Origin of the sequence: Dethiosulfovibrio salsuginis (assembly GCF_900177735.1) — a bacterium.
In the GTDB taxonomy this organism is placed as follows: Bacteria; Synergistota; Synergistia; order Synergistales; family Dethiosulfovibrionaceae; genus Dethiosulfovibrio; species Dethiosulfovibrio salsuginis.
On sequence record NZ_FXBB01000007.1, the window covers coordinates 21,424 to 46,849 of the forward strand.

24 protein-coding genes are annotated in these 25,426 nt (G+C 55.4%); 2 read left to right on the top strand and 22 right to left on the bottom strand.

The window, feature by feature from the left end:
* Positions 1–43: 43 nt before the first annotated feature.
* From ilvD to B9Y55_RS04100, 4 genes are read right to left on the bottom strand one after another with little or no spacing between them, the layout of a single operon-like run.
* Positions 44–1,708, bottom strand: a complete 1,665-nt coding sequence (gene ilvD, locus B9Y55_RS04085; RefSeq protein WP_085544090.1) for a dihydroxy-acid dehydratase — start codon at positions 1,706–1,708, stop codon at positions 44–46.
* A 17-nt stretch (positions 1,709–1,725) separates the two neighbouring features.
* Positions 1,726–3,003: a TRAP transporter large permease gene (locus tag B9Y55_RS04090; RefSeq protein WP_085544091.1), complete on the bottom strand. Its 1,278-nt coding sequence runs from the start codon at positions 3,001–3,003 to the stop codon at positions 1,726–1,728.
* On the bottom strand, positions 3,003–3,476 hold the full coding sequence (locus B9Y55_RS04095; protein ID WP_085544092.1) for a TRAP transporter small permease: 474 nt from the start codon (positions 3,474–3,476) through the stop codon (positions 3,003–3,005). Before B9Y55_RS04095 ends, B9Y55_RS04090 begins: the two co-directional genes overlap by 1 nt.
* 1 nt (position 3,477) lies before the next feature.
* On the bottom strand, positions 3,478–4,452 hold the full coding sequence (locus B9Y55_RS04100; protein WP_085544093.1) for a TRAP transporter substrate-binding protein: 975 nt from the start codon (positions 4,450–4,452) through the stop codon (positions 3,478–3,480).
* A 367-nt stretch (positions 4,453–4,819) separates the two neighbouring features.
* On the opposite strand from B9Y55_RS04100, the gene B9Y55_RS04105 reads away from it, so the two are divergent.
* Positions 4,820–5,500 (top strand): FadR/GntR family transcriptional regulator, encoded by a 681-nt coding sequence (locus tag B9Y55_RS04105; protein WP_159448221.1) that lies wholly within the window; start codon positions 4,820–4,822, stop codon positions 5,498–5,500.
* Here the strand turns inward: B9Y55_RS04105 and B9Y55_RS04110 are convergent.
* From B9Y55_RS04110 to B9Y55_RS04135, 6 genes are read right to left on the bottom strand one after another with little or no spacing between them, the layout of a single operon-like run.
* The gene (locus tag B9Y55_RS04110) at positions 5,484–5,897 is read right to left on the bottom strand and encodes a regulatory protein RecX (RefSeq protein ID WP_085544095.1); all 414 of its coding nucleotides are present in this window, start codon (positions 5,895–5,897) and stop codon (positions 5,484–5,486) included. The genes B9Y55_RS04105 and B9Y55_RS04110 overlap by 17 nt on opposite strands.
* Positions 5,898–5,905: 8 nt before the next feature.
* Positions 5,906–7,963, bottom strand: coding sequence for an ATP-dependent DNA helicase RecG (recG, locus tag B9Y55_RS04115; protein ID WP_085544096.1), 2,058 nt, complete (start codon positions 7,961–7,963; stop codon positions 5,906–5,908).
* On the bottom strand, positions 7,960–8,430 hold the full coding sequence (locus tag B9Y55_RS04120) for a DivIVA domain-containing protein (protein ID WP_159448222.1): 471 nt from the start codon (positions 8,428–8,430) through the stop codon (positions 7,960–7,962). The genes recG and B9Y55_RS04120 overlap by 4 nt, the downstream gene beginning before the upstream one ends.
* Positions 8,423–8,911 carry a cell division protein SepF gene (locus B9Y55_RS04125; protein ID WP_234986128.1) on the bottom strand — a complete coding sequence of 163 codons (489 nt, stop codon included), beginning with the start codon at positions 8,909–8,911 and terminating at the stop codon, positions 8,423–8,425. Before B9Y55_RS04125 ends, B9Y55_RS04120 begins: the two co-directional genes overlap by 8 nt.
* A 9-nt stretch (positions 8,912–8,920) precedes the next feature.
* The gene (locus tag B9Y55_RS04130; RefSeq protein ID WP_085544099.1) at positions 8,921–9,634 is read right to left on the bottom strand and encodes a YggS family pyridoxal phosphate-dependent enzyme; all 714 of its coding nucleotides are present in this window, start codon (positions 9,632–9,634) and stop codon (positions 8,921–8,923) included.
* Positions 9,628–10,524, bottom strand: a complete 897-nt coding sequence (locus tag B9Y55_RS04135) for an efflux RND transporter periplasmic adaptor subunit (RefSeq protein WP_085544100.1) — start codon at positions 10,522–10,524, stop codon at positions 9,628–9,630. The genes B9Y55_RS04130 and B9Y55_RS04135 overlap by 7 nt, the downstream gene beginning before the upstream one ends.
* A 308-nt stretch (positions 10,525–10,832) precedes the next feature.
* On the opposite strand from B9Y55_RS04135, the gene B9Y55_RS04140 reads away from it, so the two are divergent.
* The gene (locus B9Y55_RS04140; RefSeq protein ID WP_085544101.1) at positions 10,833–12,950 is read left to right on the top strand and encodes a glutamine synthetase III family protein; all 2,118 of its coding nucleotides are present in this window, start codon (positions 10,833–10,835) and stop codon (positions 12,948–12,950) included.
* A 13-nt stretch (positions 12,951–12,963) separates the two neighbouring features.
* Here the strand turns inward: B9Y55_RS04140 and B9Y55_RS04145 are convergent, their stop codons facing one another.
* The 12 genes from B9Y55_RS04145 to gspL form a co-directional block, all read right to left on the bottom strand.
* Positions 12,964–13,614 carry a response regulator gene (locus B9Y55_RS04145; RefSeq protein WP_085544102.1) on the bottom strand — a complete coding sequence of 217 codons (651 nt, stop codon included), beginning with the start codon at positions 13,612–13,614 and terminating at the stop codon, positions 12,964–12,966.
* Between the two features lies 1 nt (position 13,615).
* The gene (locus B9Y55_RS04150) at positions 13,616–16,243 is read right to left on the bottom strand and encodes a PAS domain S-box protein (protein ID WP_085544103.1); all 2,628 of its coding nucleotides are present in this window, start codon (positions 16,241–16,243) and stop codon (positions 13,616–13,618) included.
* Complete coding sequence (locus B9Y55_RS04155) at positions 16,240–16,635, bottom strand: prepilin-type N-terminal cleavage/methylation domain-containing protein (RefSeq protein ID WP_085544104.1); 396 nt, start codon at positions 16,633–16,635, stop codon at positions 16,240–16,242. The genes B9Y55_RS04150 and B9Y55_RS04155 overlap by 4 nt, the downstream gene beginning before the upstream one ends.
* Before the next feature lies 1 nt (position 16,636).
* Positions 16,637–17,056 carry a type II secretion system major pseudopilin GspG gene (gene gspG / locus B9Y55_RS04160; protein ID WP_085544105.1) on the bottom strand — a complete coding sequence of 140 codons (420 nt, stop codon included), beginning with the start codon at positions 17,054–17,056 and terminating at the stop codon, positions 16,637–16,639.
* Between the two features lie 273 nt (positions 17,057–17,329).
* The gene (locus B9Y55_RS04165; RefSeq protein ID WP_085544106.1) at positions 17,330–18,478 is read right to left on the bottom strand and encodes a type II secretion system F family protein; all 1,149 of its coding nucleotides are present in this window, start codon (positions 18,476–18,478) and stop codon (positions 17,330–17,332) included.
* A 1-nt stretch (position 18,479) separates the two neighbouring features.
* On the bottom strand, positions 18,480–19,961 hold the full coding sequence (locus B9Y55_RS04170; RefSeq protein ID WP_085544107.1) for a GspE/PulE family protein: 1,482 nt from the start codon (positions 19,959–19,961) through the stop codon (positions 18,480–18,482).
* Positions 19,958–21,934, bottom strand: a complete 1,977-nt coding sequence (gspD, locus tag B9Y55_RS04175) for a type II secretion system secretin GspD (RefSeq protein WP_085544108.1) — start codon at positions 21,932–21,934, stop codon at positions 19,958–19,960. The genes B9Y55_RS04170 and gspD overlap by 4 nt, the downstream gene beginning before the upstream one ends.
* A gap of 14 nt (positions 21,935–21,948) precedes the next feature.
* Positions 21,949–22,281, bottom strand: a complete 333-nt coding sequence (locus B9Y55_RS04180; RefSeq protein ID WP_085544109.1) for a type II secretion system protein — start codon at positions 22,279–22,281, stop codon at positions 21,949–21,951.
* Positions 22,268–23,200 carry a type II secretion system protein GspC gene (gene gspC / locus B9Y55_RS04185; protein WP_085544110.1) on the bottom strand — a complete coding sequence of 311 codons (933 nt, stop codon included), beginning with the start codon at positions 23,198–23,200 and terminating at the stop codon, positions 22,268–22,270. Before gspC ends, B9Y55_RS04180 begins: the two co-directional genes overlap by 14 nt.
* 2 nt (positions 23,201–23,202) lie before the next feature.
* The gene (gene gspN / locus B9Y55_RS04190) at positions 23,203–23,799 is read right to left on the bottom strand and encodes a type II secretion system protein GspN (protein ID WP_085544111.1); all 597 of its coding nucleotides are present in this window, start codon (positions 23,797–23,799) and stop codon (positions 23,203–23,205) included.
* Positions 23,796–24,275, bottom strand: a complete 480-nt coding sequence (gspM, locus tag B9Y55_RS04195; protein WP_085544112.1) for a type II secretion system protein GspM — start codon at positions 24,273–24,275, stop codon at positions 23,796–23,798. The genes gspN and gspM overlap by 4 nt, the downstream gene beginning before the upstream one ends.
* Positions 24,272–25,426 carry a type II secretion system protein GspL gene (gspL, locus tag B9Y55_RS04200; RefSeq protein ID WP_085544113.1) on the bottom strand — a complete coding sequence of 385 codons (1,155 nt, stop codon included), beginning with the start codon at positions 25,424–25,426 and terminating at the stop codon, positions 24,272–24,274. Before gspL ends, gspM begins: the two co-directional genes overlap by 4 nt.

Below are 25,426 nucleotides of genomic sequence, written 5' to 3' on the forward strand. Positions count from 1 at the left end.
GAGGATATAATACCCCACCTTATTTGTCAAGAATTGTCCAGAGCTAGGGATCCTGAAAAACCGCCCCTTTATCGCCGGAGGTGACGAAACTGCGGTATCTCCTCATGTAGGACATCTCCGTCTCCTGACAGGAGGGAACCCAGTCCTTTCTCCTGATCTCCAATTCCTCCTCGTCCACCAGTAAATCAAGCCTCCTGGCCGGTATATCGATGGAGATGATATCGCCGTCCCTGACCAGGCCAATAGGACCACCGGAGGCCGCCTCGGGGGACACGTGGCCTATGGAGGCTCCCCTGGTGGCGCCGGAGAACCGTCCATCGGTTATGAGGGCCACCGAGCTGCCCTGACCCCTTCCCATTATGGCGGAGGTGGGGGCCAGCATCTCCCTCATTCCAGGCCCTCCCTTAGGTCCTTCGTAGCGGATGACTATGACGTCGCCGTCCACTATGACCCCTGCCATAATGGCGGCGCTGGCGTCCTCCTCCGAGTCGAATACCCTGGCTGGGCCACGGTGTACCATCATCTCAGCCATCACAGCGGTCTGCTTTACGACCGACCCATCGGGGGCCAAAGATCCCTTGAGTACCGCTATGCCACCCTCTGGATCCACCGGGGCCGACAGAGGTCTGATGACGTTCCGATCCGAGACGGAACAGGAGGCCAGGTTCTCCGACAGGGGTCTGCCGGTACAGGTCATCACGTCACCGTGGAGCAGCCCCCCGTCCAGCAGTTCCTTCATGACCGCCTGGATCCCTCCGGCCCTCCAGAGGTCCTCTATATGGTGCCGACCTCCTGGGCTCATGCTGCAAAGGTGGGGAGTCCTTCTGCTTATCCTGTCCATATCGTCCAGAGTCAGGCTGATTCCTGCCGCATGGGCTACGGCAGGCAGGTGTAAGGCGGTGTTGGTCGAGCCGCCTAAGGCCATATCAACCGCCACGGCGTTCTCAAAGGCCCTCTCGGTAAGAATGGACGACGGCCTGACGTCCTCTTTGACCAGGTCCATGATCCTCCTGCCTGCGTCCTTGGCGAGCCTGTCCCTGGCGGCGTAGACCGCCGGGATGGTTCCGTTGCCTGGGAGGGCTATTCCCAGTGCCTCCATCATACAGTTCATGGTGTTGGCGGTGAACATGCCGGAACAGGAACCGCAGGTGGGACAGGCCCAGTCCTCAAGCTCCTTAAGCTCCTGGTCGGAGATGGCCCCTACCGCCTTTTTGCCCACCGCCTCGAATACGGTGCTCAGATCGGTGGCACAATCCTTGCCCACCCCGGCCATCATAGGACCGCCGCTGACCACTATGGCCGGTATATCAAGGGTCGACGCCGCCATAGCCATCGCTGGGATTATCTTGTCGCAGTTTGTCACCAGCACAAGACCGTCCAGACCGTGAGCCTGGGTCATAAGCTCTATGGAATCCTTTATAAGCTCCCTGCTGGGGAGGGAGAACTTCATGCCCTTATGGCCCATGGCTATGCCGTCGCAGACCCCTATAACAGGGAACTCCAACGGTAGTCCTCCTCCGGCGTAGACCCCGTCCTTGACCGCCTGGGCTATCCTGTTGAGGTGGATGTGCCCTGGGATTATGGAGTTATAGGCGTTGACGACCCCTATCCAGGGCCTCTCTATCTCCCAATCGGTGTAGCCGTTGGCCTTTAAAAGAGACCTATGTGGGGCCCTCTCAAAACCCTTTTTCACGTTGTCGCTGTTCAAGTCAAATACCCCCTAAACTATCCCCAAATCAGCCCCGGCAAGAAAAGCACCAGCCGAGGAACGTAGGTCGCGATAAACAGCACCGCCACCAGAATAGCCACCATAGGCACTATAGGACGGCTTATCCGCTCCACCGGGAGACCGGTCACCGCACTAGCGACGTAAATATTTATGGCTACCGGCGGTGTCGCCATCCCTATGGCAAGCCCTACCGCCAGAATGACCCCGAAATGGATCAGATTCCCCCCGAGCTGGATTATAGTCGGCAGAAATATAGGGGTCAGTATTATAAGGGCCGACGACGTCTCCATGACCATTCCCGCCAACAGGACCACCACCACTATGGTGAAGTAAACCATGGCCTTGCTGCCGCCAGCGAAGCCCAGCAACGCCCCAGCTACGGCCTCGGGAACCTCGTAGAAGGCAAGTCCCCAACCGAAGAGCTGGGAGGTCGCTATGATGAACATTATGAGCGACGACGTCACCCCCGCCCCGACCACCAATTTATAGAATTTATCCCATGTCATGGACCTGTATATGAAGAAGGCCACGAACAACGAGTAGACCACCGCTATCGCCGCCGCCTCGGAGGGAGTGAAGAAGCCGGAGAAAATACCTCCCAGGATTATCACAGGGGTCATAAGCCCCCAGGTCGACGCCTTAAAACGGCGGAACCTCTCCTCCTTTGAGACCTCCGGAGAGGAGGGATAGTTCCTCCTTCTGGCGACCACCAAAGCCAGAGCTATAAGACCCAGGCCCATAAGGACCCCTGGCACGAACCCACCCATAAAGAGCTTTGCCACCGACTCACCGGCTATAACGGCGTAGAGCACCATTGGGACGCTAGGTGGTATAACCACCCCGATGGTCCCGGAGGCGGCTATGAGGGCTGAGGAAAAGTCCAGGTCATATCCCTTCTCCTTCAGGTCCGGCAGCAACGCCGACCCAACCGCGGCGGTGGTCGCCGCCCCGGAGCCGGAGATTGCGGCGATGAACATAGACGCCACTATGGAAACGATGGAAAGGCCGCCTTTTATCCTGCCCAAAGACGCCTCGGCGAAGGCGACTATCCTCTCGGAGATACCCCCTTTAGCCAGGATATCCCCCGCCAGGATGAAAAAGGGGACCGCCACCAGGGCAAAGGAGTTGTTGCCGGTGAACATCATCTGAGGGACCATCTGGAGCGGCAGGCCATCCATCACAAGAACCACCGTAGAGGCTATCCCAACCGCCAGCCCTATGGGCATACCGAGTGCCATCAGCAGGAAAAAAGCCCCGGCCAGAACCGCACCCATCACCGTTCACCTCCCATCAGATCGGCAAAGCCAGCTAAAAGATGAAGTATCACGACCGCCCCAAACAAAGGGTACATAGCGTAAACCCACCTCATGGAGATGCCCAGAGCTGGGGTGGTCTGGAAGGACTCGGTCCCCATCAGGATCCAGCCGTACCAAGCCACCACGACGAAAAACGCCACCGCCCCAAGCCTCATCGCCACCTGCACCGCAAGGCGAAGGCCAGAGGGAAGCCTGTCGGTCAGAAAGGATATCGAAATATGGCTTCCCCTGTAGAAGGCCACCGAGGCCCCTACCAGCGAAGCTGCCACCAAAGAAAAGCGGACCAGCTCCTCGGACCACACCAGGGCCTGAAAGAACACCCGACATACTATCTGGGCCATAGTCAGACCGACCATAAAGACCATGAGGGAAAAAAGGGTCACCTCACAGATACGGTTTACGTTAAAACTGAGCTTCCGCAGCAAAGCCATGTTACTCAGTATCCAGTATGGCCTGAACGGTGCCCTCTCCGAACTGATCTCCGTACTTTTCGTACACAGGGGCCACAGCGTTCCTGAAGGCAGCCAGATCGGGCTCCACTATCTCCATGCCCTGACCCCTCAAAAAGGCCATCCACTCCTCTTCCTTCTCGTTGTCCAGATCCCTGTTGGCCTTAGCTCCCGCCCTAGCTCCCTCGAGGACGACGTTCTGCTCCTCAGGGGTAAGCTTTTTCCAGGTCGCCATGCTCATCATAATCACGTTAGGGGCGTAGGCGTGTCTGGTTAGTGACAGATGCTTCTGGCTCTCGTAGAGCTTAAAGGACACTATGACGTTAAGTGGGTTTTCCTGACCGTCGATGGTCCTTTGCTGGAGGGCCGTCAGTGCCTCGGTCCAGGCCATGGGCACGGCGTTAGCGCCGAGCTCTTTGAAGGTATCCACGTAGATAGGGTTCTGCATCAGCCTGATCTTGAGGCCCTTTACGTCGTCGGGGACCGCCACCGGCCTGACGCTGTTGGTGAGGTTTCTAAACCCTCTCTCGCCGTAGGCGAGGCCCTTCCAGCCGAAGCCCTCCATCTCGTCCAGAAGTCCCTGGCCGATAGGACCGTCCAGCACGGCGTAGGCGTGGTCGGGATCCCTGAAGAGGAAAGGCAGATCGAAAACCCCAAAACGGGGCATAAAGTTCACTATAGGACCACCGGTGATTATGGCGGCGTCCACCACTCCCATCCTGAGGCTCTCAAGGAGGGTCCTCTCGTCCCCTAGCTTGGCGTTAGGGAACACGGTGACCTTAAGACTACCGTCGCTGCCTTGTTCCACGACCTCCTTAAACTTCAGGGCGCACACGTGAAAGGCGTCCTGCTCGTTGACCACGTGGGCGAGCTTTATGGTCCTGGCCTTGGCGAAACCGACGGAAACCATGGCTATGGACATAGCCACCCCTAAAAACAGCACAAAAAACCTCTTCATCCTTATTCCTCCCCTTCTACTGGTAGGACCAATGGTACTACCAAAGCTGAGGACATTATAGTAGAATAGGTTTTCCTTGACAATAGGGAACCGCTAAAAACTAGATGTTGAGTCACCTCGGAGAGACCGTTCCGCCTGCGCCCTTGTCTCGCCCGGGCGTATACTCGACCTGCCTGTTCCGTACGAACCGCCTCGGAGGGCACGTCCTGTGCCCCCTCGGCTTGGGGCGACGTCCTGTCGCCCCATTCGTACTACACGACGGCATGTCGAGTATACGGGCTCGAAGGGGCTACGTCGGAACGATCTCTCCGAGGGTCAGAGTTTTTAGATGCACCTAACAGGGATTTTTGAAAGGAGAGCGTCGACTATGGAAACTAAGAGAAAGGCCCTCATAGACAGGATTATGGAAATGTCCCGACAGGGACGGTTTGTATCGGGCAAGCTGCCCTCGGAGAGGGATTTTGCCCAGGAACTGGAGGTCAGCAGAGGCTCCCTTCGGGAAGCACTGGTCACCATGGAGGGCATGGGGATCGTGGAGATAAGAGGTAGGGAAGGGGTCTTCGTGGTACAGAGACCGGAACGCCTGGACCTATCCCTCTCGGCGGTGATGCTCTGGCCCGACCGCACCATGGACCACCTTATGGAGATGAGAAAGCTGGTGGAGATCCCGGCGGCAGGGCTTGCGGCCAAGAGGATGGACGGAGCGGATATGGATAAGATCAGAAAGTGTCTGATGGAGCTTGAGAGGGTTGACCGATCCCCTGAGGAGGACGGAGCCAGATGGGACTCGCTGCTTCATATGTCGGTGGTGGAGGGGGCGAAAAATCCCCTCATATCCAGAGTCTTCGAGGGGCTTGCCCTGCTGATGGAGCGGTATATAGGCAACACCAGAAGGCAGCTGTTCGCCACCCCTGGGTTGCCTGAAGCGGTTTTAGATCAGCACAGAAGGCTCGTGGAGGCCCTGGAGAACGGTGACGACATAGGGGCCATGAGGATCACCGAGGAACACCTGGAGATGGCGGACAGGCTTTTTAGGGAAGGGCTCTAACAGCCCTGAAGATCACCGAACGAGGAAAGCCCCTTCGTTCAAGCCGTCCCACTATTCGACGGTCCTCCACCGATGGTCGCCAGCCTCTAACCAGCTCGGCGGCCCTCTGATCCTCGTCTATCTCCCCCTCCTCCAGGGCGTAGGCGATAAAGTCTCTGGAAACCCCCTTTTCCCTGAGGGAATCGGATATACGGCGGATCGACCAGTCGGGATGGCTGTCGACGAAAAGGACGGCGTAAACCTGGTCGTCTATCAGGCCAAGCTCCTCGTATCGGTCCAAGAGGCCATCGGCGAAATCGGATGGACAGCCTCTGGCCTTCAGCTTTCGCCTGAGGTCCCCTTTGGTGTAGGCTCCTCTGGACAGGAGCTTTTGAAGGTATGACTCGTGTTCTTCCATGCTTCCTCCTACGCCGTGGTGGCTATGCCAAGCTTACGGCCGTACCGCCTTAACACAGCATCCCTCAGGGACGGAAAGGACGACAGATCCCTATCCTCCTCGACCAGCCTGAAGGCCCTCTCCCTGGCGGTCTCCAGAAGCTCGACGTCCCTTATGAGATCGGCCACCTTAAAATCGGTTATACCGTGTTGTCTGACCCCGCAGATCTCACCTGGTCCCCTTATAGCCATATCCGCCTCGGCGACCGCAAAACCGTCGGAGGATCGGCACAGGGCCTCGAGCCTCTGAACTCCCTCGGTGGTCTTAGGCTTGCCGAGCAAAAAACACCAGGCCTGTTCCGAACCTCGGCCCACTCGGCCTCTGAGCTGGTGGAGCTGGGAGAGGCCGAACCTCTCGGCGTTTTCGACGACCATCACCGTGGCCTCGGGCACGTCCACCCCGACCTCTATAACGGTGGTACAGGCCAGTATAGGCTTCTCGCCGGAGGCAAAGGACCTCATGACCTCCTGCCTGGCGGAAAGGGCCATCCGACCGTGGATCATCCCGACCTTATCGCCAAAACGGGCCTCTAAAGCGGCGAATCGATCCTCAAGAGGACCTGCGTCCAGGTGCTCGCTGCCCTCTATTATGGGACACACCCAGAAGACCCGCCTGTCCCGGCCGATCTCTTTCTCCATAAAACCGTAGAGATCGTCTACTTTGTGTTCCCCTATAACCCTGGTCTTCACCGGAATACGGCCTTTAGGCATGGTTCGGATAACCGACACCGAAAGATCGCCGTAGACCGACAGGGCCAGCGTCCTAGGGATAGGGGTCGCGGTCATAACCAACACGTGAGGCACCCCTTTTGTCCCGATGGCGACCCTTTGGAGGACGCCGAAGCGATGCTGCTCGTCTATAACCACTAACCCCAGTTTTTTGAAAGAGACATCCTCCTGGATCAGGGCGTGGGTTCCTATCACCACGTTAACATCGCCGGAGGAGATATCCTCCAGAAGAGACCGCCTCTCCCCTTGAGGAAGGCCACCGATTAAGGTCTCAACCCTGACGCCATAGGGGCTCAGCATGGACTCAATCCTGGAGCCGTGCTGCTGAGCCAAGACGGAAGTAGGAACCATAAGGGCCGCCTGAGCTCCGCCGTCTACCGCCTGCATCATAGCCAGAAGGGCCACGGCGGTCTTTCCCGACCCCACGTCGCCCTGAAGGAGTCGGTTCATAGGCACATCGGAGGCCATGTCGCCGCCGATCTCATCCAAAACCCTGGACTGGTCGGAGGAGAGGGCAAAAGGCAAAGCCCTCTCCAGAGAGCTCCGAAGAGGGCCGTTGCAGGGCAGAGCCGGGGCACCGACAACCTTATCCCTCCTCGATCTGACCGTAGCCAATCCCAGCTGGAGGGTAAAAAGCTCGTCGAAAGCGAGACGTTTTCTGGCGTCTCGCCATGCCTCCGGCGAGGGAGGACGGTGCATCGTCTCGATAGCCAGTCGCAGGTCGATCAGCCCAAGCTCGGAGCGGATAGATTCAGGTATAGGGTCGTCGACGGCACACAAAAAATCCCTGAGGACATGGTCCACCGTTGTCCTCATCCACTGGTCCGATAGGCCAGCGGTGAGGGCGTAAACCGCCACTATACAGCCCATCTGCCTCGGGGGCCTATCCTCCCACAGAACCTCCACCTCAGGGTTTACGAACTGACGGAGCCCTCCTTTATAGGAGACCCTGCCGTGAAGCCCTAAAGACCTGCCCGGGGCGAGCAGATTAGCCAGATTACGGCTGTTGAACCATATGGCCGAGACCAACGCCGTGCCGTCGCTCACCATCGCCTCGGTTAAAATCATCTTTTTGCGGGAGGAAACACGGCTGTCCACCGAGATGACCTTCACTATAGACGAGCAGACCGAGTCAGGGGATATCTCCGACAGCTTTGAAATCGCCCTTCTGTCCTCGTATCTTCGGGGGTAGAAATGGAGAAGGTCCTCTACGGTCTCGATCTCCAGTCGGGCCAGCCTGGAGGATCGGGCCTTTCCGACCCCTTTGAGACAATCCACCGGGCTTGTAAGGTCGATCACAGCAGTTCCCCTTCCCCTCCAGTGTTCGCCTCCACCAGGCTGGAAAATCGGGCAAGAAGGGCCCTGAAGTCGGCCATAAACAAATCTCTGGTCTTTCTTGCGTCGTCGCACTGACGGAGAATCTCGTCCTTTCGGGCCTTGGCGTCGGATATAATGCCCTCCGCCTTGCTCCTGGCCTCGGCGATAATGGCGTCGGCCTCCTTTCTGGCTGAGCCAACTCTCTCCTCCGAGCTTCTTTGGGCCATAAGCAGGGCCTCCTGAAGTGAATCCCTCAGGTTATCGTACTCCTTGAGCTTCTCCTCCAACCTTTTGATATCCTGCTCAAGACCGGACTGACGCTCGGCGGTGTACTGTAACGTGTCGGCCACCCTATCTAAAAAGTCCTCCACCTCGTCGGGATTATAGCCTCTGATAGCCTTGGAAAAAGAGACCGACTCTACATCCAGCACCGTTACAAGGCTAGTCACCCTCTCCCTCCGAGGTATCGTCCTCCACTATCCACTCCTCACAGGCGGTCTTTACAGGAGTGGCCAAAAAGGTGGTCTTAGAGACCCTAAAGAGAGCTCCTCTGGACGCCACGACGGTCTGATGAAGCGACTCTAAGACCGAGTTCGCTTCATCTACCTCGACACCTCCCAGGTCCACCAGCACCAGCCGGCCCTGTCTGAGGGCGGTCAGCATATCGTCCAGAAGCTCTACAGCTACCGCACCTCGGCATAGCACGACCTCCGCCTTAGGAGGAAGGGGCCTCATAATCCTCTCTTTCCTCTCCTCGTCGGAGGAAAGTGACGGAGCAGGAGCAGCCTCCGAGGGAGGGGGCTCCACGGGATCTTTGCTGGATTTTATCTCCGCCGCCACCTCGTCCTGTCTCGAATGATCGGTTATAACGATGTCCTCGTCATCGTAGTCCTCCGACATTCCTAGGAGATCAAAAAGCTTGTTCCACACCAACTTAGTTCACCTGCTTTCTCTGACGCCAAAAATAGACGAACCAATCCTGACCACCGTGCTTCCCTGTTCTATAGCCAGGTCAAAATCGCCGCTCATCCCCATAGATAGCTCTTTAAGAGGGAGGCCGGTCTCTTTCGACATACCGTCCCTAAGGAGCCTCAGCGACTCAAAGGCCCTCGCGGTGTCCGACCGATCGTCGGAGAGAGGACCTACGGTCATAAGTCCCTGGATGTCCAGCCCTGGGCAGCTTTCGATCAGCTGCATCAAAGTAGGCAAACCGTCCTCAGGGGCCACTCCGTGCTTTGCCTCCTCGCCGGAGGTGTTTACCTCAATCAGCACCGGATAGGGGGCCAGCCCCATCTCCTGAACCAGCCGGTCTAAGGTCTCGCCTAGCTTAAAGCTGTCGAGGCTGTGGATCATGGAGAAAAGGGAGAGGGCCTTTCTGGCCTTGTTTCTCTGGAGATGGCCTATAAGATGCCAATTCACCGGATGGCCTTCAGGCCACACATCTATTTTAGATTCGCCTTCCTGAACCCTGTTCTCCCCAAGCCCCCACAGAAGGCCTGTATCAACCGCCGGAAGCAGGGCCTCTACCGGGTGGGTCTTGCTCACCGCCAGTAACTTTACGTCCTCAGGCCCTCTGCCGGATCTGAGGGAGATCTCTTTTATGTCATTAAAGACGGAGCGAACCTTATCCTCTATAGCCATAGAGTCTACCATAACTTGATCCTTCCTTCCTTACCTATCATTCCGTTCAATAGTACTAAATTTCCGGGATTCAGGCCACCGTAGACCAGAAACCGGTCTCCAGGCATAGGGATACCTCGGACCTCCCTGAAAAAGACTCGATCTCCACGAACCTGAAAAACCCCTTTTTTGCCGTTCTTTATCACAACCGCCGACTCGGGCAGTTCCGCCCCACGCCACTCTCCACCTTTAAGGTATATGGTCATATCCCGACGAACCAGGGAGGACAGAGGGAAAAAAGGCATATCCATATAGACCTTTAAGACCTGGCCCATAACCTCGACCACCCGGACATCCCCTCTGAAAGGGGAACCTAGGGGATCGAGACGAAACTCGATAAACCCCGACTGGGCCTCCGACTTGAGGGACTCGGTCAGAGGAGAGTAAAACACCGCCCTCAAAACCTGAGGCTGGGGGATCAGCTTTCCTATGACCCTGTCGGACCGGCTCTCGGCGAAATCGGGAAACATCACCGCATCGGGCACCTCAGGGAGGGAGAACGACTCGGTCCATATGGAGGAATAACGCCACGACCCCTCCAGACCATCAAGGCCGGGGATAAAATATCCCCTTTTGGAGGAGTATACAGGATTTCCTTTTCCCCCCTTCATAACCGTGGCTATAAGTTCGCCTTTGGATATAGAGGCCGGATTGGAGCCGTAGCGATACTGAACCGAACCTCTAGTGGAGGACCTAACGAGCTCTTCCCTCCATATAAGCACCGCTCTGACCGGCACATCCTGACGGTAGAATGATGGCCTAGCTGTCACCAGATCGGGGATCGACATAGTGGTGTGCCACCACCAGGCCATATAAATGGCCACCGCTACCAACAGGGTAGAAAGCACCAGCAACCCGTACACTATTCTACGTGCTTTCGTACTCAGATATACCACCTCCGTACAAATATACCGTCCTATTGTACCTCAACAGGATTGTAACCGACCGGGCACAGCTAAAAAACCATATCACAGATCACAAGACAGCTAAAAAGGCTAAAAAACCGCAAAACCAGCGAACATCACCTGCATAAAAAGAGAGATGATCCATTATAAACGCACAAATATCGGTATCACAGCAGGCAAAAAACGTAAAACGCTTGCAAAAACAGCAGAGAGGTGGTATAAGAAAGCATCTTTTTTGGGAATAAAAAAACAGGAGGGGATTCGCCATGGAGGTATCCAGACCTAGAGACATTTTTGCGATGAACGTATTCGACAGAAAGACCATGAAGGAGATGCTGCCGGAGGAGATTTTCAAACGTCTTCTGGCCTCCATCGAGGGAGGACAGAAGCTGGACATCTCCATCGCCGACTTCGTGGCAACCGCCATGAAGGAATGGGCTGTATCCAAAGGGGCGACCCACTACACCCACTGGTTTCTGCCCAGAACCGAGACCACCGCTGAAAAGCACATAGCCTTTCTGACCACCGACGAGACGGGGTCTCCCCTGGATTCCTTCAGTGGAGCGGAGCTGGTCAAAAGCGAGCCAGACGCATCGTCCTTCCCCTCCGGGGGGATACGGTCCACCTTCGAGGCCCGAGGATACAGCACCTGGGACCCTTCAAGCTCGGCGTTTATAGTGAGAAGCCCCAAGGGGGCGACCCTTTGCATACCGTCGGTGTTCATATCCTACGACGGGACCCCTCTGGACATGAAAACCCCTCTCATAAAGTCCATCGACGTGGCGAAAGACAGGGCCATGAGGCTTCTGAAGCTCTTCGGAAACAGGACGGTCAAGTCGGTTGAGGTGACGGTGGGTGCGGAGCAGGAATACTTTCTGGTGGACGAGGAGAAGGCCAACAGGAGGCCGGACCTCCAGTTCTGCGGCAGGACCCTTTTAGGGGCCCCTTCTCCTTTAGAGCAGACCGTGGAGGCCCACTACTTCGGGGCCATCCACCCCAGAATACTTGCCTACATGGAGGACGTTGAGAGGGATATGTACCGAATGGGCCAGGTTCTAAAGGCTAGGCACAACGAGGTGGCCCCCTGCCAGTTCGAGTTCGCCCCGGACGTCTCGGAGGGCAACCTTGGCTGCGACCAGAACCACATACTGATGGAGATAATGAAGAAAATGGCCCTGAGGCACAAGTTCAGGCTGCTCCTCCACGAAAAGCCTTTCGCAGGGGTCAACGGAAGCGGAAAACACCTGAACTTCTCCCTCAGAGACAGCGAGGGCAGAAACCTGCTGAAGCCCTCCTCAAACCAGAGGAGAAACATCCAGTTTCTGACCTTCTTAGGGGCCTTTCTGCTAGGCATGTCCAAACACAGCGGCCTGCTCAGGGCATCTATAGCCTCGCCGGGCAACATGCACCGACTGGGAGGACACGAGGCCCCTCCAGCCATAATGAGCGTCTACCTCGGAGAGGTACTGACCCACATACTGGACAACATAGGAAAGGGCCTGCCGGACAAAGTTCCCTCTCGGTCCCTCATAGACTTAGGGCTAAACAGGCTTCCGTCGGTTTTAGCGGAAAACTCGGACAGAAACCGCACCTCCCCTATAGCCTTCACGGGAAACAAGTTCGAGTTTAGGGCGGTAGGATCTCCTCAGGCCATTTCCGGCCCTCTCACCACGGTGCTGGCGGTCTGGAGCTCCGGCATGGAGGAGATGGCGGACATGATAGAGAGGAGGACGGTAGACGGCAGGATGGACGTCACAGACGCCGCCTTAGAGGCCATAGGACACGCCGCTAAAGAGAGCGCAGCGGTGCGGTTCGAGGGCAACGCCTACACCACCGAGTGGATGGCGGAAGCCAAGGCAAGAGGGCTGGTCATAGCGGAAAACACCGTGGAGGCCCTGGACCAATACCTTATCCCGGAGAACAAGGCCCTCATGGCAAAGCTGGGGATAATGGGAGAGAGGGAGCTCGAGGCCTACTACGAGATAAGGACCGAGCAGTACGTCAAGGCCATGGACGTGGAGATGGGGACCTTGATATCGATGATAAGGGAAGGTGTCCTGCCGGCCATCACCAAGCAGATAACCTTAGAGGGCAACGGCCTAAAGGCCCTGCCCCAGGGATGGGAGCAGGACCTTGGTCCATGGGAGAAGGGCCTGAAGGACATGATAACCCTCAAAAACGGCCTCATAACCGCCAGCCACAGGCTTGAGGACCTGAGACACAGGGCACAGGCCATGGACCTGGCGGAGAGGGCAAAGGTCGTTACGGAAGACGGCCTGCCCCTTATGGCGGCGATCAGGGGCATGAGCGACGGGGCGGAGCTGCTTATAGCAGGGGACCTATGGCCCTACCCCAGATACAGGGAGCTGTTTTTGGTGGACTAAGCCAAGAGCACCTCTAAAACGTCGCTCCTGTTAACCCCATGCGGATCGCATATTTGGTTAAGTCAGCGACAGAATGTAATTTCAACTTATTCATAAGACTCTGCCTGTGGTTATCCACCGTTTTGATGCTTAACCCCATGGCTAATGCCATATCTTTAGAGCTTTTCCCCTCCGCTATAAACTGGAGGACCTCCCTCTCTCTAGGGGTAAGGTCCTCCTTTGGAACCTCGTTTGTCAATATATCCTCCAGAGAATCCAGGGTTATCCTCGTGGATCGCTGGATGCTGGGGCCAAGGTAGAGCAGACCGTCTAGTACCGCTCTTATGGCCCCAGCAAGCTCATCGGTGGCACAGTCTTTGAGGAGGAACGCCCCGGCACCGGCCCTAAACATCTCCACCACGAAATGGTGATCCGAGTGCATAGACAGAGCCACCACCGCTATACCCTCTTTCACCAGCCGTCTAGTAGCCTCTATGCCACCCATTCCTGACATTACTATATCCATGACCGCCACGTCGGGGCGCAGTTCCGTCGCAGCCACCAACGCCGCCCTACCGTCGGAGACCTCCGCGACTACCTCCATATCCCCCTCGGCCTCCAACAGCATGACCAATCCCTTTCTGACTATCTGATGGTCATCGGCAACTAAAATCCTTATGGTCAAATTAATTCCCCCTCTTGATTATCACCGTGGCGACGGTTCCCTTACCTGGCGCAGAACGGCATATGAGTTCCCCTCCCGCTTGGGCCAATCTCTCTTTGAGGCCGAAAAGGCCAAAGGAATTGGTCGTTCCACGGTCCAGCTCTTTGGAATCGTAACCTACCCCTTTGTCCGACACAACCGCCACCAGATTCTGACCTCTGGTGATTAGTTTCACCTCCGCCCGATCGATCTGACCGTGTTTAGCCACGTTTATCAAAAGCTCTCTGACCGCCCTGAAAAGAAGTTCCCTTTGAGGTTTGTCCAGGTCATACCAGGACCGATCGTGGAATATTTGGACCGACAGGCCGTGGTCCTCTTTAAGCTTTTCACAGAGTCGCTCCAGCGCTGGGAGAAGCCCCAGCTCGTCCAGGAGGGGAGAAGCCAGCTCGAAGGTCATCGTTCTGGTCTCGTCGATAACCTGATTCACCAGGGAGATTGCCCCATCCAGGACCTCCGCCTCAGGCCCAAGGGATCTCTTGGCCAATCCCAGGCTTATCTTGACGGAGGCCAGGTTCTGACCTACTACGTCGTGAAGATAGGAGGCCATCTCCCTCCTTTTCTCCTGCTCCAATCGGTCCAGACGACCTATGAGATTCCGGAGCTGTCTGGCGTAAGCCCTCTCTCTTGCGCTCGCCTTTATCCGCTCCGAGATGTCCCTCATGACTATGAGAACCGTAGGTCCGTCGTCTTTGAATACCATCAAGTTCATCTCCACAGGGATATTCTCTCCCCAGGTTCTCCTGAGTCCACCTGTGAGGGACACAGGGGAATTAGAGTCATCGATAAGGGCCTCTATACGCTTTAAAGAGGTAGCGTTAAAAACGGTGGACAGAGGCATGCCTAGCAGATTTATCCCCCTTCTGCCGGTTATTTCCTCCGCCGCTGGATTGGCAAGATCCACCCTGTAACGCTGGTCCTTCCCCTGTCGGCATAGGAGCACCGCATCGCCTATGGAGTTTAGGATCCTGCGATAGCGGAAATCCCTCTCTTCCAGTATTTGACGGGACATTCGTCTCTCCGCTGTGACGTCCAAACCGGCGACGAGAACCTCTTTAGATGAAGGTCCATAGGGAACCACGTTAACGATCATAAATCGCTCCTCACCGTCCAACTCGAGGGTTATCTCCTGACCGTATAGACCGTACCCTTGATCCATAACGGCCTTGGCCAGAGAGACCACCACAGGGGCGTCCTTTAGAGCTAGACCTGACTTGTTGACCATTTCGACCGCTCCCTCGGTGACTAGAGAGATAGCGACAGGAGCACTCTCAAGGATAGCCCATATAGCCTCTTTTCTCCTTCGCAGTTCCTCCTGAAGCAGGACGGTAGAGGTCACGTCTCGTCCTACGGCCTGTATCTCCGATCCGGAGCTCCAGGCCCCTGGGACCTGCGACAGGTTCCACTTTATCCAGCGAGTCGAGTTAAGGAGACCTTGAGTCCATTGAGCCTCCTGGGACTCGTCAGAGGCCATCTCCCTGAGAACCGATCTGAGGCTGGAGCGATCATCAGGAGGCAAGAACTTTCGGAGAGATTCGCCGACTACCCTTTCTCTAGGGAGATCGAAAAAAACACAGTAGGCCCTGTTGACGAAGGTGACCGTCCAATCGGGGTTGAAGCGGATAACCAGCTCGGTCTGGGCCTCTACCACCGCCAGATAACGTCTTTCCGCCATAGCTAACTGCTCCCAGGCCCTCTCCCGAGAGGACATAAAAAGGGCGGTCAGCCACATAAGGACCAAAGCCGTCAGAAAGGACAGAGCTAATCTATAGGTCATGACCTGTTTAGAGGCAATCGGGGATATGGTTTTTACTAAAATCAGCTTTCTGGCCTGTACGGTGGCACTGTGCCACACCATAAGCCGATCGATATCTTTTCCGTAAGATCGATGGATTATATCATTCCTCAGATAGCCTAGATGATAAAAAAGGCCCTGACCGTCGGCGAAGACGTTTTTCCCCACCTCCGACGGATCTTTTGAGAACATAACCTGCCCTAGACCGTCCAGTATCCAGCTATCTCCGGTTTCTCCTATGTGATGGGCGAGGTGCCCCAGAAGCAGTTCCAGGTCCAAGGTGACGACGAAAACACCGGTAAAGGCTCCTTTGTACCACAGAGGATAGATCATTCCAAGGGTTTTAAGCCCAGGGGATACGGTAAAGGGGGCGACCCAGCCCTCCCTCCAGCTTTCGACGTGCCGACTCATGTAGAGTTCTCCCCAAGACCGAGCCTGCTGGAATATGGAGCGGTTTTTGGACGAGTGATGGTGAGCCAGGCCATCGTAGGCCACCCAGGAAAGGTCTAAGAGGGAGGGCAGATAGTTTCCCTCGTCGATAGCCAATCCCTCAAGGAGGGCAGACAGGTCGACCTGATCCCCCCAGTGGGCTACCTGGTTCGATAGGGATCTGAAGTGGGACAATGACATGGACAGCCGGTCGGATACCGATCGGGCGGCCAGAGAGAGATAATCCATCTCCCTGGCCGCCCGATAGTTTAAGAGCCTATCTCCGCTGAGATCGTCGATTAAACGATTTCCTCCGATAAATGTCACCAGGAGGATAATCACCGCAAAAGCGTAGGCCCTAGCGGTCATCGGGGGGCCTCGTAGGCCCTGGAGGTGACGGCGAGAAGATAGGTCTCTTTTCCTCTTTTACCCTCTAAGGTTATGGTTCCAGGGGTAACCGTACCGTCTTTAAAGACGACGATCCTCTCGGGCTGAAGGGACCAGGTGCCCGAGGGCAACTCAACCGACAGGGGAATTTCCTTTTCGGTCAGATCGAGGGTCTTTAACTCCCCTTTGCTAACCTCGAGAATAAGGGGACCTCCGTCCATGGCCATGCTCCTGACCTGGGCCATGTATCGATTTATGGACGATAGACCGTCAGGGTCTCTCGGAGCTATCCGTGAGACCACCAAGGTGGCCATGATTCCCATCAGTGCCACCACCAGCATCATCTCAAAGAGGGTGAATCCCCTTCGAGCCATGTCAGTCCCAGTTAGTTATGTCTTTTCCGTCTCCCTCGCCGCCCTCTTCGCCGTCGGCACCGCAGGAGAACAGGTCAAAGTCACCGTGGTCGCCGGGCTGACGGTAGATGAACTCCTTGCCCCATGGGTCGACGGGGAGCTTTTTGAGGTATCCCCCTTCTTTCCATCTTCTGGGCTCAGGGGAGGTGGTGGGCTTGGTTATAAGGGCCTCCAGGCCCTGTTCGGTGGTGGGATACATGCCGCTGTCCAGTTTGTACATATCGAGGGCCTGCTCTATCTCCCTTATCTGAACGTGGGTGGCGGTACGTTTGGCCTCTTCCCCTCGACCTACGACTTTAGGGGCCACCAGGGCGGCGAGCATGCCGATTATAACTACCACGACGAGAACCTCAACCAGGGTAAAGCCTGATCGTCTTTTCATCTTTCTACCTCCTTAAAAATTAGAACATCTCTAAAAAACTCACCTTTGAGTCCCCTCGAAGAGATCGTCCCGCCTACGCCCTGTTTCGCCCAATCGTATACTCGACCTGCCTGTTTCGTACGAACCACCTCAGAGGGCACGTCCTGTACCCCCTCGGCTTGGGGCGACGTCCTGTCGCCCCATTCGACTACACGACGGCATGTCGAGTATACGGGCTCAAATGGTCTACGTCGGAACGATCTCTTCGAGGATCAGAGTTTTGAGAGGTTCCTTTTAGCCAACGAAGCTGGATATGTCGAATATAGGCAGCAGTATGGCGACCACGACGAATCCTACCACCGTTCCCAGAAAGAGGACCATGATCGGCTCTATGAGGTTTGCCATCCTCTCCATGCTGGACTTGGCCCTCTCCCATCGGGTGAGGGATATCTGCTCCAGAGAGCCAGCCAGGTCTCCCCCCATCTCGCCGATTCGGACGAAGTATATCAGATCTTCGTCGAAGGTGCCGTCTTTCTCAAGGGCCTTTTCAAACCTGAGCCCCCCTTTTATCTGGTCCGAGACGGTTATCCATCTTTCTTTCTTTGGGTCCAGGACGGCGCTCATCCTGAGGGCCTGGACCAGAGGGATGCCGGACCTGATAAGCGACGAGAGATTGGAGGTAACCAGAGAGAGGACGATGTTTTCCTTTATGCCTTTAAACAGAGGGATTTTGAGCCTTACCCTGCCGGTCTTGACGAGGAAGAAAAGAACCAGAGCCCCCAGTAGAGCCGGTATCCCCGCCATCTGAAATAGCTCCGACAGGAATATGAGTATTCTGGTGGGCATAGGAAGGACCCTGCCCATGTCGGAGAATAGGACCGCCACTTTAGGGACAACGTAGGCCATGAGGAACCCTACGACGCCCAGCCCTACAGCCATCATTATTATAGGGTAGGTCATGGCGGACTGGAGCTTTCTCCTGAGGGATGCCTGCATGGAGTAGAGTCCCACCGCCTGTTGAAGCACCTGGTCCAAGGTCCCCCCCCTCTCGCCGGATTCGACCATGCTACATATGTTATCGTCGAAACATCCTGAGTCCCTGAGGGCGGAGGAGAGTCGCCTACCTCCCTCCACCGCCTGACGGAGGGATCCGTAGAGAAAGCCCAGTTTTTTTCCTCCCTGTCTCTCGAGGAGTTTCAGGGCTTCCGACAGAGGGAGACCGGCTTTCAGGTATGTCGCCAAAGATCGACAGAAGGTCTCGTGGTCATCCAGAGATAGGTGGCGAAGCCTTTTAGGACCGGAAGAGCTGTCCTCGGAGATCTCCACCACAACCAGTCCCTGAAGCGCCAGAGTCTCGGCGGCCTGCTGGGTTCCTGGTGCCTCTATTTTGCCTTTTTTCAGGTTTCCTTTGCCGTCGTAGGCACTGTATTTATATGAGGCCATTTTAGGCCTCCCCGGCTACTCGGATCAGCTCTTCTGGAGATGTTAAGCCCTGCTCCACCAGGCTTAGCCCTATGGACCAGAGGGTTCTGAAGCCCTGAGGCTCCGCCAGTGCCCTCATCTCCGAGGCCGGGGCGTTTCTGGCGATGGCCTCTCTGAGATCGTCGTCCACGAAGAGCTGTTCGTATATGCCCACTCGACCTCTGTATCCTGTGCCGGAGCATTTTGGACAGCCTACAGGCCCCCAGGCTTCGGTTACTCCCTGTCTGGCTAGAAGGGAGGGGATCTCCACGGTCCGCCTACAGTGGGGACAGAGCCGTCTCACCAGTCTCTGGGCCACCACCCCTACCAGCGATCCCGCCAGCAGGTAGGGCTCGACGCCCATATCCGCCAGTCTGGAGACGGCGCTTATGGAGTCGTTGGTGTGGAGGGTGGAGAGGACCAGGTGTCCGGTTAGAGACGCCTGAACCCCTATGTGGGCGGTATCGAAGTCCCTCATCTCCCCTATCATGACTATGTCCGGGTCCTGTCTAAGGATGGACCTAAGGGCGGAGGCGAAGGACATGCCCGCTTTTTCGTTTACCTGTATCTGGGCCACCCCGGGGAGATCGTACTCCACCGGGTCCTCGACGGTTATGACGTTCACCGAAGGTTTTGCCAGCTCCTGAAGTATGGCGTAGAGGCTGGTGGATTTTCCCGATCCTGTAGGGCCGGTGAAGAGAATCATGCCGTAGGGGCTTGCTATGATCCGGTTCATTATCTCAAGCTCCCGCTGGTCCATTCCCAGGTCCTTTAAGGTTAAGGCTCCGCCTCCTTTATCCAGGAGACGGAGGGCCATCCTCTCTCCGTGCTGGGTGGGAACCGAGTTGACACGGACGTCCACCGCCCTTCCACCTACGGTTATGCCGATTCTGCCGTCCTGAGGGGCCATGTGCTCCGCTATATCCATTCGGGCCATGACCTTTATCCTGCTGGTGAGAGGTGCCTGGTGGCTTCTGGGAAGTTTGAGCCTGTCCCTTAGAACTCCGTCTATTCTGAACCGAACTATGACCGAGTCCTCGTAGGGCTCGACGTGTATGTCGGTGGCCCTCTGTTTCATGGCGTCGGCGAAGAGACCGTTGACCAGCCTTATGACCGGCACGTCCACCGAGTCGCTTAGTACGTCCTCTCTGGCTAAGGCGTCTACGTCGTCTATGCCCTCCATGTCGTGGACGGCGTCGTCGGCGACGCCGCTCCTTATCTCGTAGAGCTCGTTTATCCTGTCCGCTATGTCGGAGGGATCGTATATCTCTACGTCCACCACCAGCCCTAGGGAGTACCCTAGGGCCTGGGCTCTATCGTATCTGTCAAGAGAGGGGACCGCCACCAAAAGCAGGTCGTCTTCCTTTCTGATCGGAAGGATTCCGTCCGCCCTGAGGCTGTCGAGGCTGACAGAGGAGGGAAGAAGGTCGGATATCACCGACGCGTGGGGCAAGGGTTCGCTCATTTTTGCTTCTTCACCGCCTCCTGATACATCTGATGGAATCTCCGGTTGACCTCGTTTTCCGCGTGGCTGAGACCGTGATCCTGGGACACGGCGATGGTGTGGGTCATTTTGGCGGCCTCCTCTGGGGTCTCCAGTATGTAGGGGGTCAGGAAAACCATGAGCTCGATCTTCTCCCTCTGCTTTACGGAGCTTTTGAAAAGCTCTCCCACAAGAGGTATATAGGACAGAATAGGAACCCTCTGCTTGAGGCTCTTCTCCGCTTCCTTGAGAAGCCCTCCGAGTATGACGGTCTCGCCGTTTCTCACCTGCACCGAGGTCTTTATCTCCCTTTTGGCGGTGACAGGGGTGGTGCTGGTCATGGCGCTCAGGACCTCCTCGGTGCTCTGTTCTATGTCCAACACCACCAGGTTTCCGCTCCTTATCCTTGGGGTGATAGTCAACTTAAGGCCGGTATCTTTGTACTCGTAGCTGTTTTGGACCGAGCTTGGGTTGGTTATGTCCGACGTGGCGGCCTTCAGCTGAGGTATGACCTGTCCGACGAGCAGAGAGCTTTCCTTATTGTCTGTACACATTAGCCTAGGCATGGACAGGACGTTTATGGCGTCGTATTTGTTGAGAAGCTGGACGTAGGCGTAGACCAGGGCGTTACCCTCGTAGGTAGTTACCCTTTCCCTGATACTTTTCGTTGAATCGTTTGGATCTGGAACAGTCTGCCACTCTTCCTTTTTGCTGAGATCTTTGAACCAGTCCACGAAGGTGGAGGGTACCCCTGTCCCTCCTAGTGCGGCGTTGGCGGCAAAAACGGTATTTCCAGCGACCTGGCCTCCCCAGGTGGCCCAGTCTATACCGGCGTTTTTCAGGTTGGTCAAGTTGACCTCTGCTATTAGACCTCTAACCATGACCTGTTTAGGCTGGGTGTCAAGCTGGTCGATTATCCCCACTAAGCTGGCATACTGATGCTCCGACGCGGCGAAGATGAGGCTGTTTGTGGGGCCGTCGAACACCACGGTGGTAGGCATTTTCCCCTCTTGGGAGGGTTGGAGACGGCTGGCGGCGGCCAGTATCTGGCTGAGCTGTTTGGAGACCTCCTCGGCGTCGGCGTTTTTGAGCCGATAGACGTGAAACTCGCTGGAGACCGGAGGCACATCAAGTTGAGCAACCATCTTTTTGGCGGAATCCAGGACATCCCTCTCCCCGACGAGGATAAGGGTTCTGCTCGATCCGTCCGCCAGGGCCCTTAAGCCACGAAAGGGGCCCATAGGATCCTGGGCCAGATTGGATAAATGCTGGGCCAGCAGATCGGTTACGGCGTTTTTGATAGGCACGACAGCGACCCGTCTTATTCCATCTGGGACATCCAGAGCCCTGGTCAGGTTGACCATTCTCTGAACGTCCTGGGCCTGTCCCGAGAGGAGGAGGGCGTTACCTTCGTCCATAGGCATGATCTTGACCGAGTTTCCCGCCGCCTGGGCTAGGGCCTTATGGGCTGCGATAGAGGTCAGAAAATCCAAGGTGATAACCTGGTTTACGTAATGCTCTCCGTATCCAGGTCCTCCCTTCCCTCTATAAGGCTGATTCTCCTGGGTAACCCCACCTTTGAGCACCTTATAGTAATCCCCCATGTCCTCCAGGGAGAGTCCGTTCATAGTCAAGGTGGTTATCATTATCTTTCTAGCTTCCTCCAGAGAGACCGCCCTCGGAGACATAACGGTTACCGTACCGGCAACCTGGGGAGAGATAATTATATTTCTCTGAAGAAGCTCGGACATAAACCGGATGAACTTGACCACATCAAGATCGGTAAAGTTGAACTGAACCCTTCCTGCCTCTCTCATAGCTATAGCAGCGGCGATAAGGTTCTGCTCATCCTGGGTATCCTGTTCCTGAGCGATAACGTCCCTCGAGTACATCAAAGATAACGGCATACAAAACATGAAGGCTAAAATCAGGGTTGCGGTTTTTTTCCTCAGCAATGGGGCCCCTCCTCTTAGGGAATATACAGTATCATCGTACGTCCAGCTTGGGTAACGTCCAGCTGCCGAAAGTCAACTTCCCACAGCCCACCCATCAAGGGATAGCTGTACTTTCGGCTTCTCCATTTCAATCCTCGGTCCTCGCCGTTATCCGGTTTCGATCCGGTGAGAATCTCGGTCTCCAGAAGCTGAACCTGATCCATAAAGCTAGACTGTATTTTAACCTCTTCCAGGGTTTTTGTGGCAGCTACCGATAGCCTAAGAGACCCAATCGCTACGAAGCCCAGAATGGCAACCGCTACCAATACCTCCATAAGGGTGAAAGCCGGTCTGCTACTTGACCACATAGTTAAGCATCACATCCTGGTCTCCTCGCCCTACTGAGACCTCAAACCTCGATCCCCCCATAAGGGAGTTTATAGCGTTAGCGACATCTCCCATATTACGGATAACCACTCCGTTGACGCTTTTTACCACGTCCCCCTTCTGAACTCCCAGCTCTTTGAGGACGCTTCCGTCCATTATGTTTGCGACCTCTATCCCTACCGGTTTTCCGTCGACAAACTTGGCGATTAGCCTGACTCTCTTAAGCTCATCGAAAGGATTCATAAGCAAAGAGTCGACTAACTCCCTCGCTACGACCCCTTCCGATTCGTTTGAGGCAGCTTGAACCATAGACGGTCCGTCTGACAATATAGGCTCCAGGACCGGTTTGGGAGATTTTTTAGAGGACGCCGTTTTGCCTTGATCTCTGTAGGATATGTAGACCTGATAGTTTACGTTACCTTTCGAGAGTATTACGCTGTAAGGGGAGATCTCCTTCAACACAAAACCACCGTAGACCTGGTCCAATAGCACCAAGCTGACTTTATCCTGCTCGCTCAACCAGGCCGCCACACCGGGCAACGATCCGACCACTTTTATCCCGTCTACGCTGAAAACCCTCTCGTCCTCCGGCGGTAGCTCTATTTTTTCCTCCACCACCTCCGGCCTTATCAGGACGGAAAAGGGGTTTTTACCGACGAAGAGCCTGAGCTGGGTTGTTTTTTCGCCCTCTGAATCGACGGTATCAAACTGGGCAGGAGAGGAGTTTAGGGCTTTTTGGAGCTTTAGATCGCCTAATACAGGGGTCAAGAGGTGGTAAGCGACGGTAGAGGACAGGGCCGCTATCGATAGACCAAGGAGCAAAGCGCCTAACACAGGAGCGGCCCTTTCCATTAAAGTCAGTAGAATCCCCGAGAATCCCGATCTACCTATATGCCCCATCGCTAACGCTCCTCCTGTCTCTTAAGCTTCCAGAGTCCGTCGGACTCACGCTTAAGAGGTAACATAGCGGACAGGGCGGACAGAGCTCCACTCATCTCCTCAGGGGTCTTTAACACCATATCGGCCTGGGATATTTTGGAGGTAGTCAAAGAAAAATCCATATTTCCCTGGGCCATAAGGTCCCCTTTTATATCTACATCGCTCACCGAGACCGCTTTAGGCCTAAGACAGACCACCATACCACCGGTAAAAGAGGCTAAACTTCCCCCCATATCCATCGTGGCCCTATCTATATCGACGAAAACCGTTGGAGCAAAGTTCTTTATAGAATTAGTCAACATGGGGGTTATTTTAAGAGATGTTATCCTAATAGATCCCATTAAGACGTTAATATCAAGGGCTCTCACCGTCGGGGCAGGAATAAAACCGTCGACGGAAAAATCTTTGGCCTCCGCGGTCACACCGGCTGGCAAGGAGGAGGTTGCCTTGAGAAAAACGAGTTCCGTCACGTCCTCCCATGGGAAGAAAACCCTAATCCCTACGACTAGGCCGACTATCAGGGCCAGAGAGGGAAAAAGGAAATACTTTATCCTTTTCACGACGCCACCGTAACTACCAAGGTTAAAGACAACATCCTAGCTCCCCCTTCAGGAACAGCCCTGACCTCGGCGGACTCGACGGAGAGCCCCCTTTTCTCCAGCTCAGCGAGAAAATCGAGGGTTTTTTCCATATACATCCTTCCTAACTGGACGTTTAGACCTCGACTCATGGAGGATATCTGGACTAAGTTATCCTTCAGTCCCATCGTACCTATGAGCGAAGATACGACAACGATAGGGTCCTCCGTAAGGGCAGGCCGCTTCTCTCTGTCCGATAGAGATCTGTATCGATAAACCACATCCACCAGTTGGTCCATCCGACGCTGATGTAAAGCTATACTGGAATCAAGGCTGGAGTTTCCGGCCCAGACGGAGAGACCGACAGCCCAGAGGGATACCGCACAGAAGGCGGCCAAAGCGGGTTTTACAAGTTCTCTTGGAACGGCGCTAAGGGCCGCTAGCTGTGGCAATTTCATCGTGCCGTCCACCTCACCTCTAAAGAGTATCTAAGGCCCCCGCCGGGAACCTGCTGAATGTCTCCCAACTTGACGTTACCGTTGGTCTCAGTCCTAAGGGCCTTTTGAAGATTCTGAACCAGATTAACCTCGTTAGCCGTACCTATCAGGTCCATTCCTTCCCCTCCAAACCGAAGGGTCTCCAGGGAGATACGACCATCATCATCCTGTTTAACTGGCCAGGCGGTAGCCACAAGCCTTAGACCGTCCTCTATACCGGGACTGTCGGGAGCTCGATTAGCCTGAGCGAGCATACCTCTTGCCTGACTGAGAGGATCCCTCACGTTGCCAGGTCCGAAAGCCTCTCGATATATCTCCACCGATCGCTCTTTGACCCTCTCCAGTTCTGTCTTAAGGGTCATCCCTCTCATGAAACCGGACGCCAAAAAGATGGCCCCTGCGGCGATGGACCACCAAGCAAAGGCGGACAACCCTTTGACCAAGTGTTCCATCACTATGGCAGTATCGAGGACCTTTCGGGATAAACTATAAGATCCCAACAAAGGGAAGGCCTCCAAGGTGTCTTTTACGCCTTTAGCAAGCCTATCACCTTCGTCTGCCACATCTAATATAATCGAATCGAACAGGATATCTCCGTACCTGGCTCCATAGGCGAGAAGCCAATCTCTTTCCTGTTCGGCAGTTTTTCTGAAGACAGGCTGCCATCTGTAAACCACAGGTTCTCCATCGACAAATAAGGCGGACGATATCCCACCATCGAGAACGCAGACGGCGGCACCGTTCCCCTTAAGCTCGGCGGCTAAGGCAAAAGGAAGAGGCCAAGGGGTGTTCTTGCCACCGTTGCCCATTCCCTCCTCAACCGCAGACCGCTCCTCGGAGGGAAGGACCAAGGCTGCTCCAGAAAATCGACGATTTTCTTTTTTTAGGATAACCGGAAAAATCTCCAGCTCTTTACCCGGCATTACCGAGGTATACTGTAGTTTTAGGGCCTCTCTTATAGCGGATATGGACCCAAAAGGATAGTCAAAAGATCTGATAGAAAGGGTTTTATAGGAAACTAAAGTAAACTTCCGACCTCTTCTCTTGCCCCCTGGTGCAACGGGAACGACCTTACCATCCCTATATACGAATATTCCCCCAACTTCCTTCAT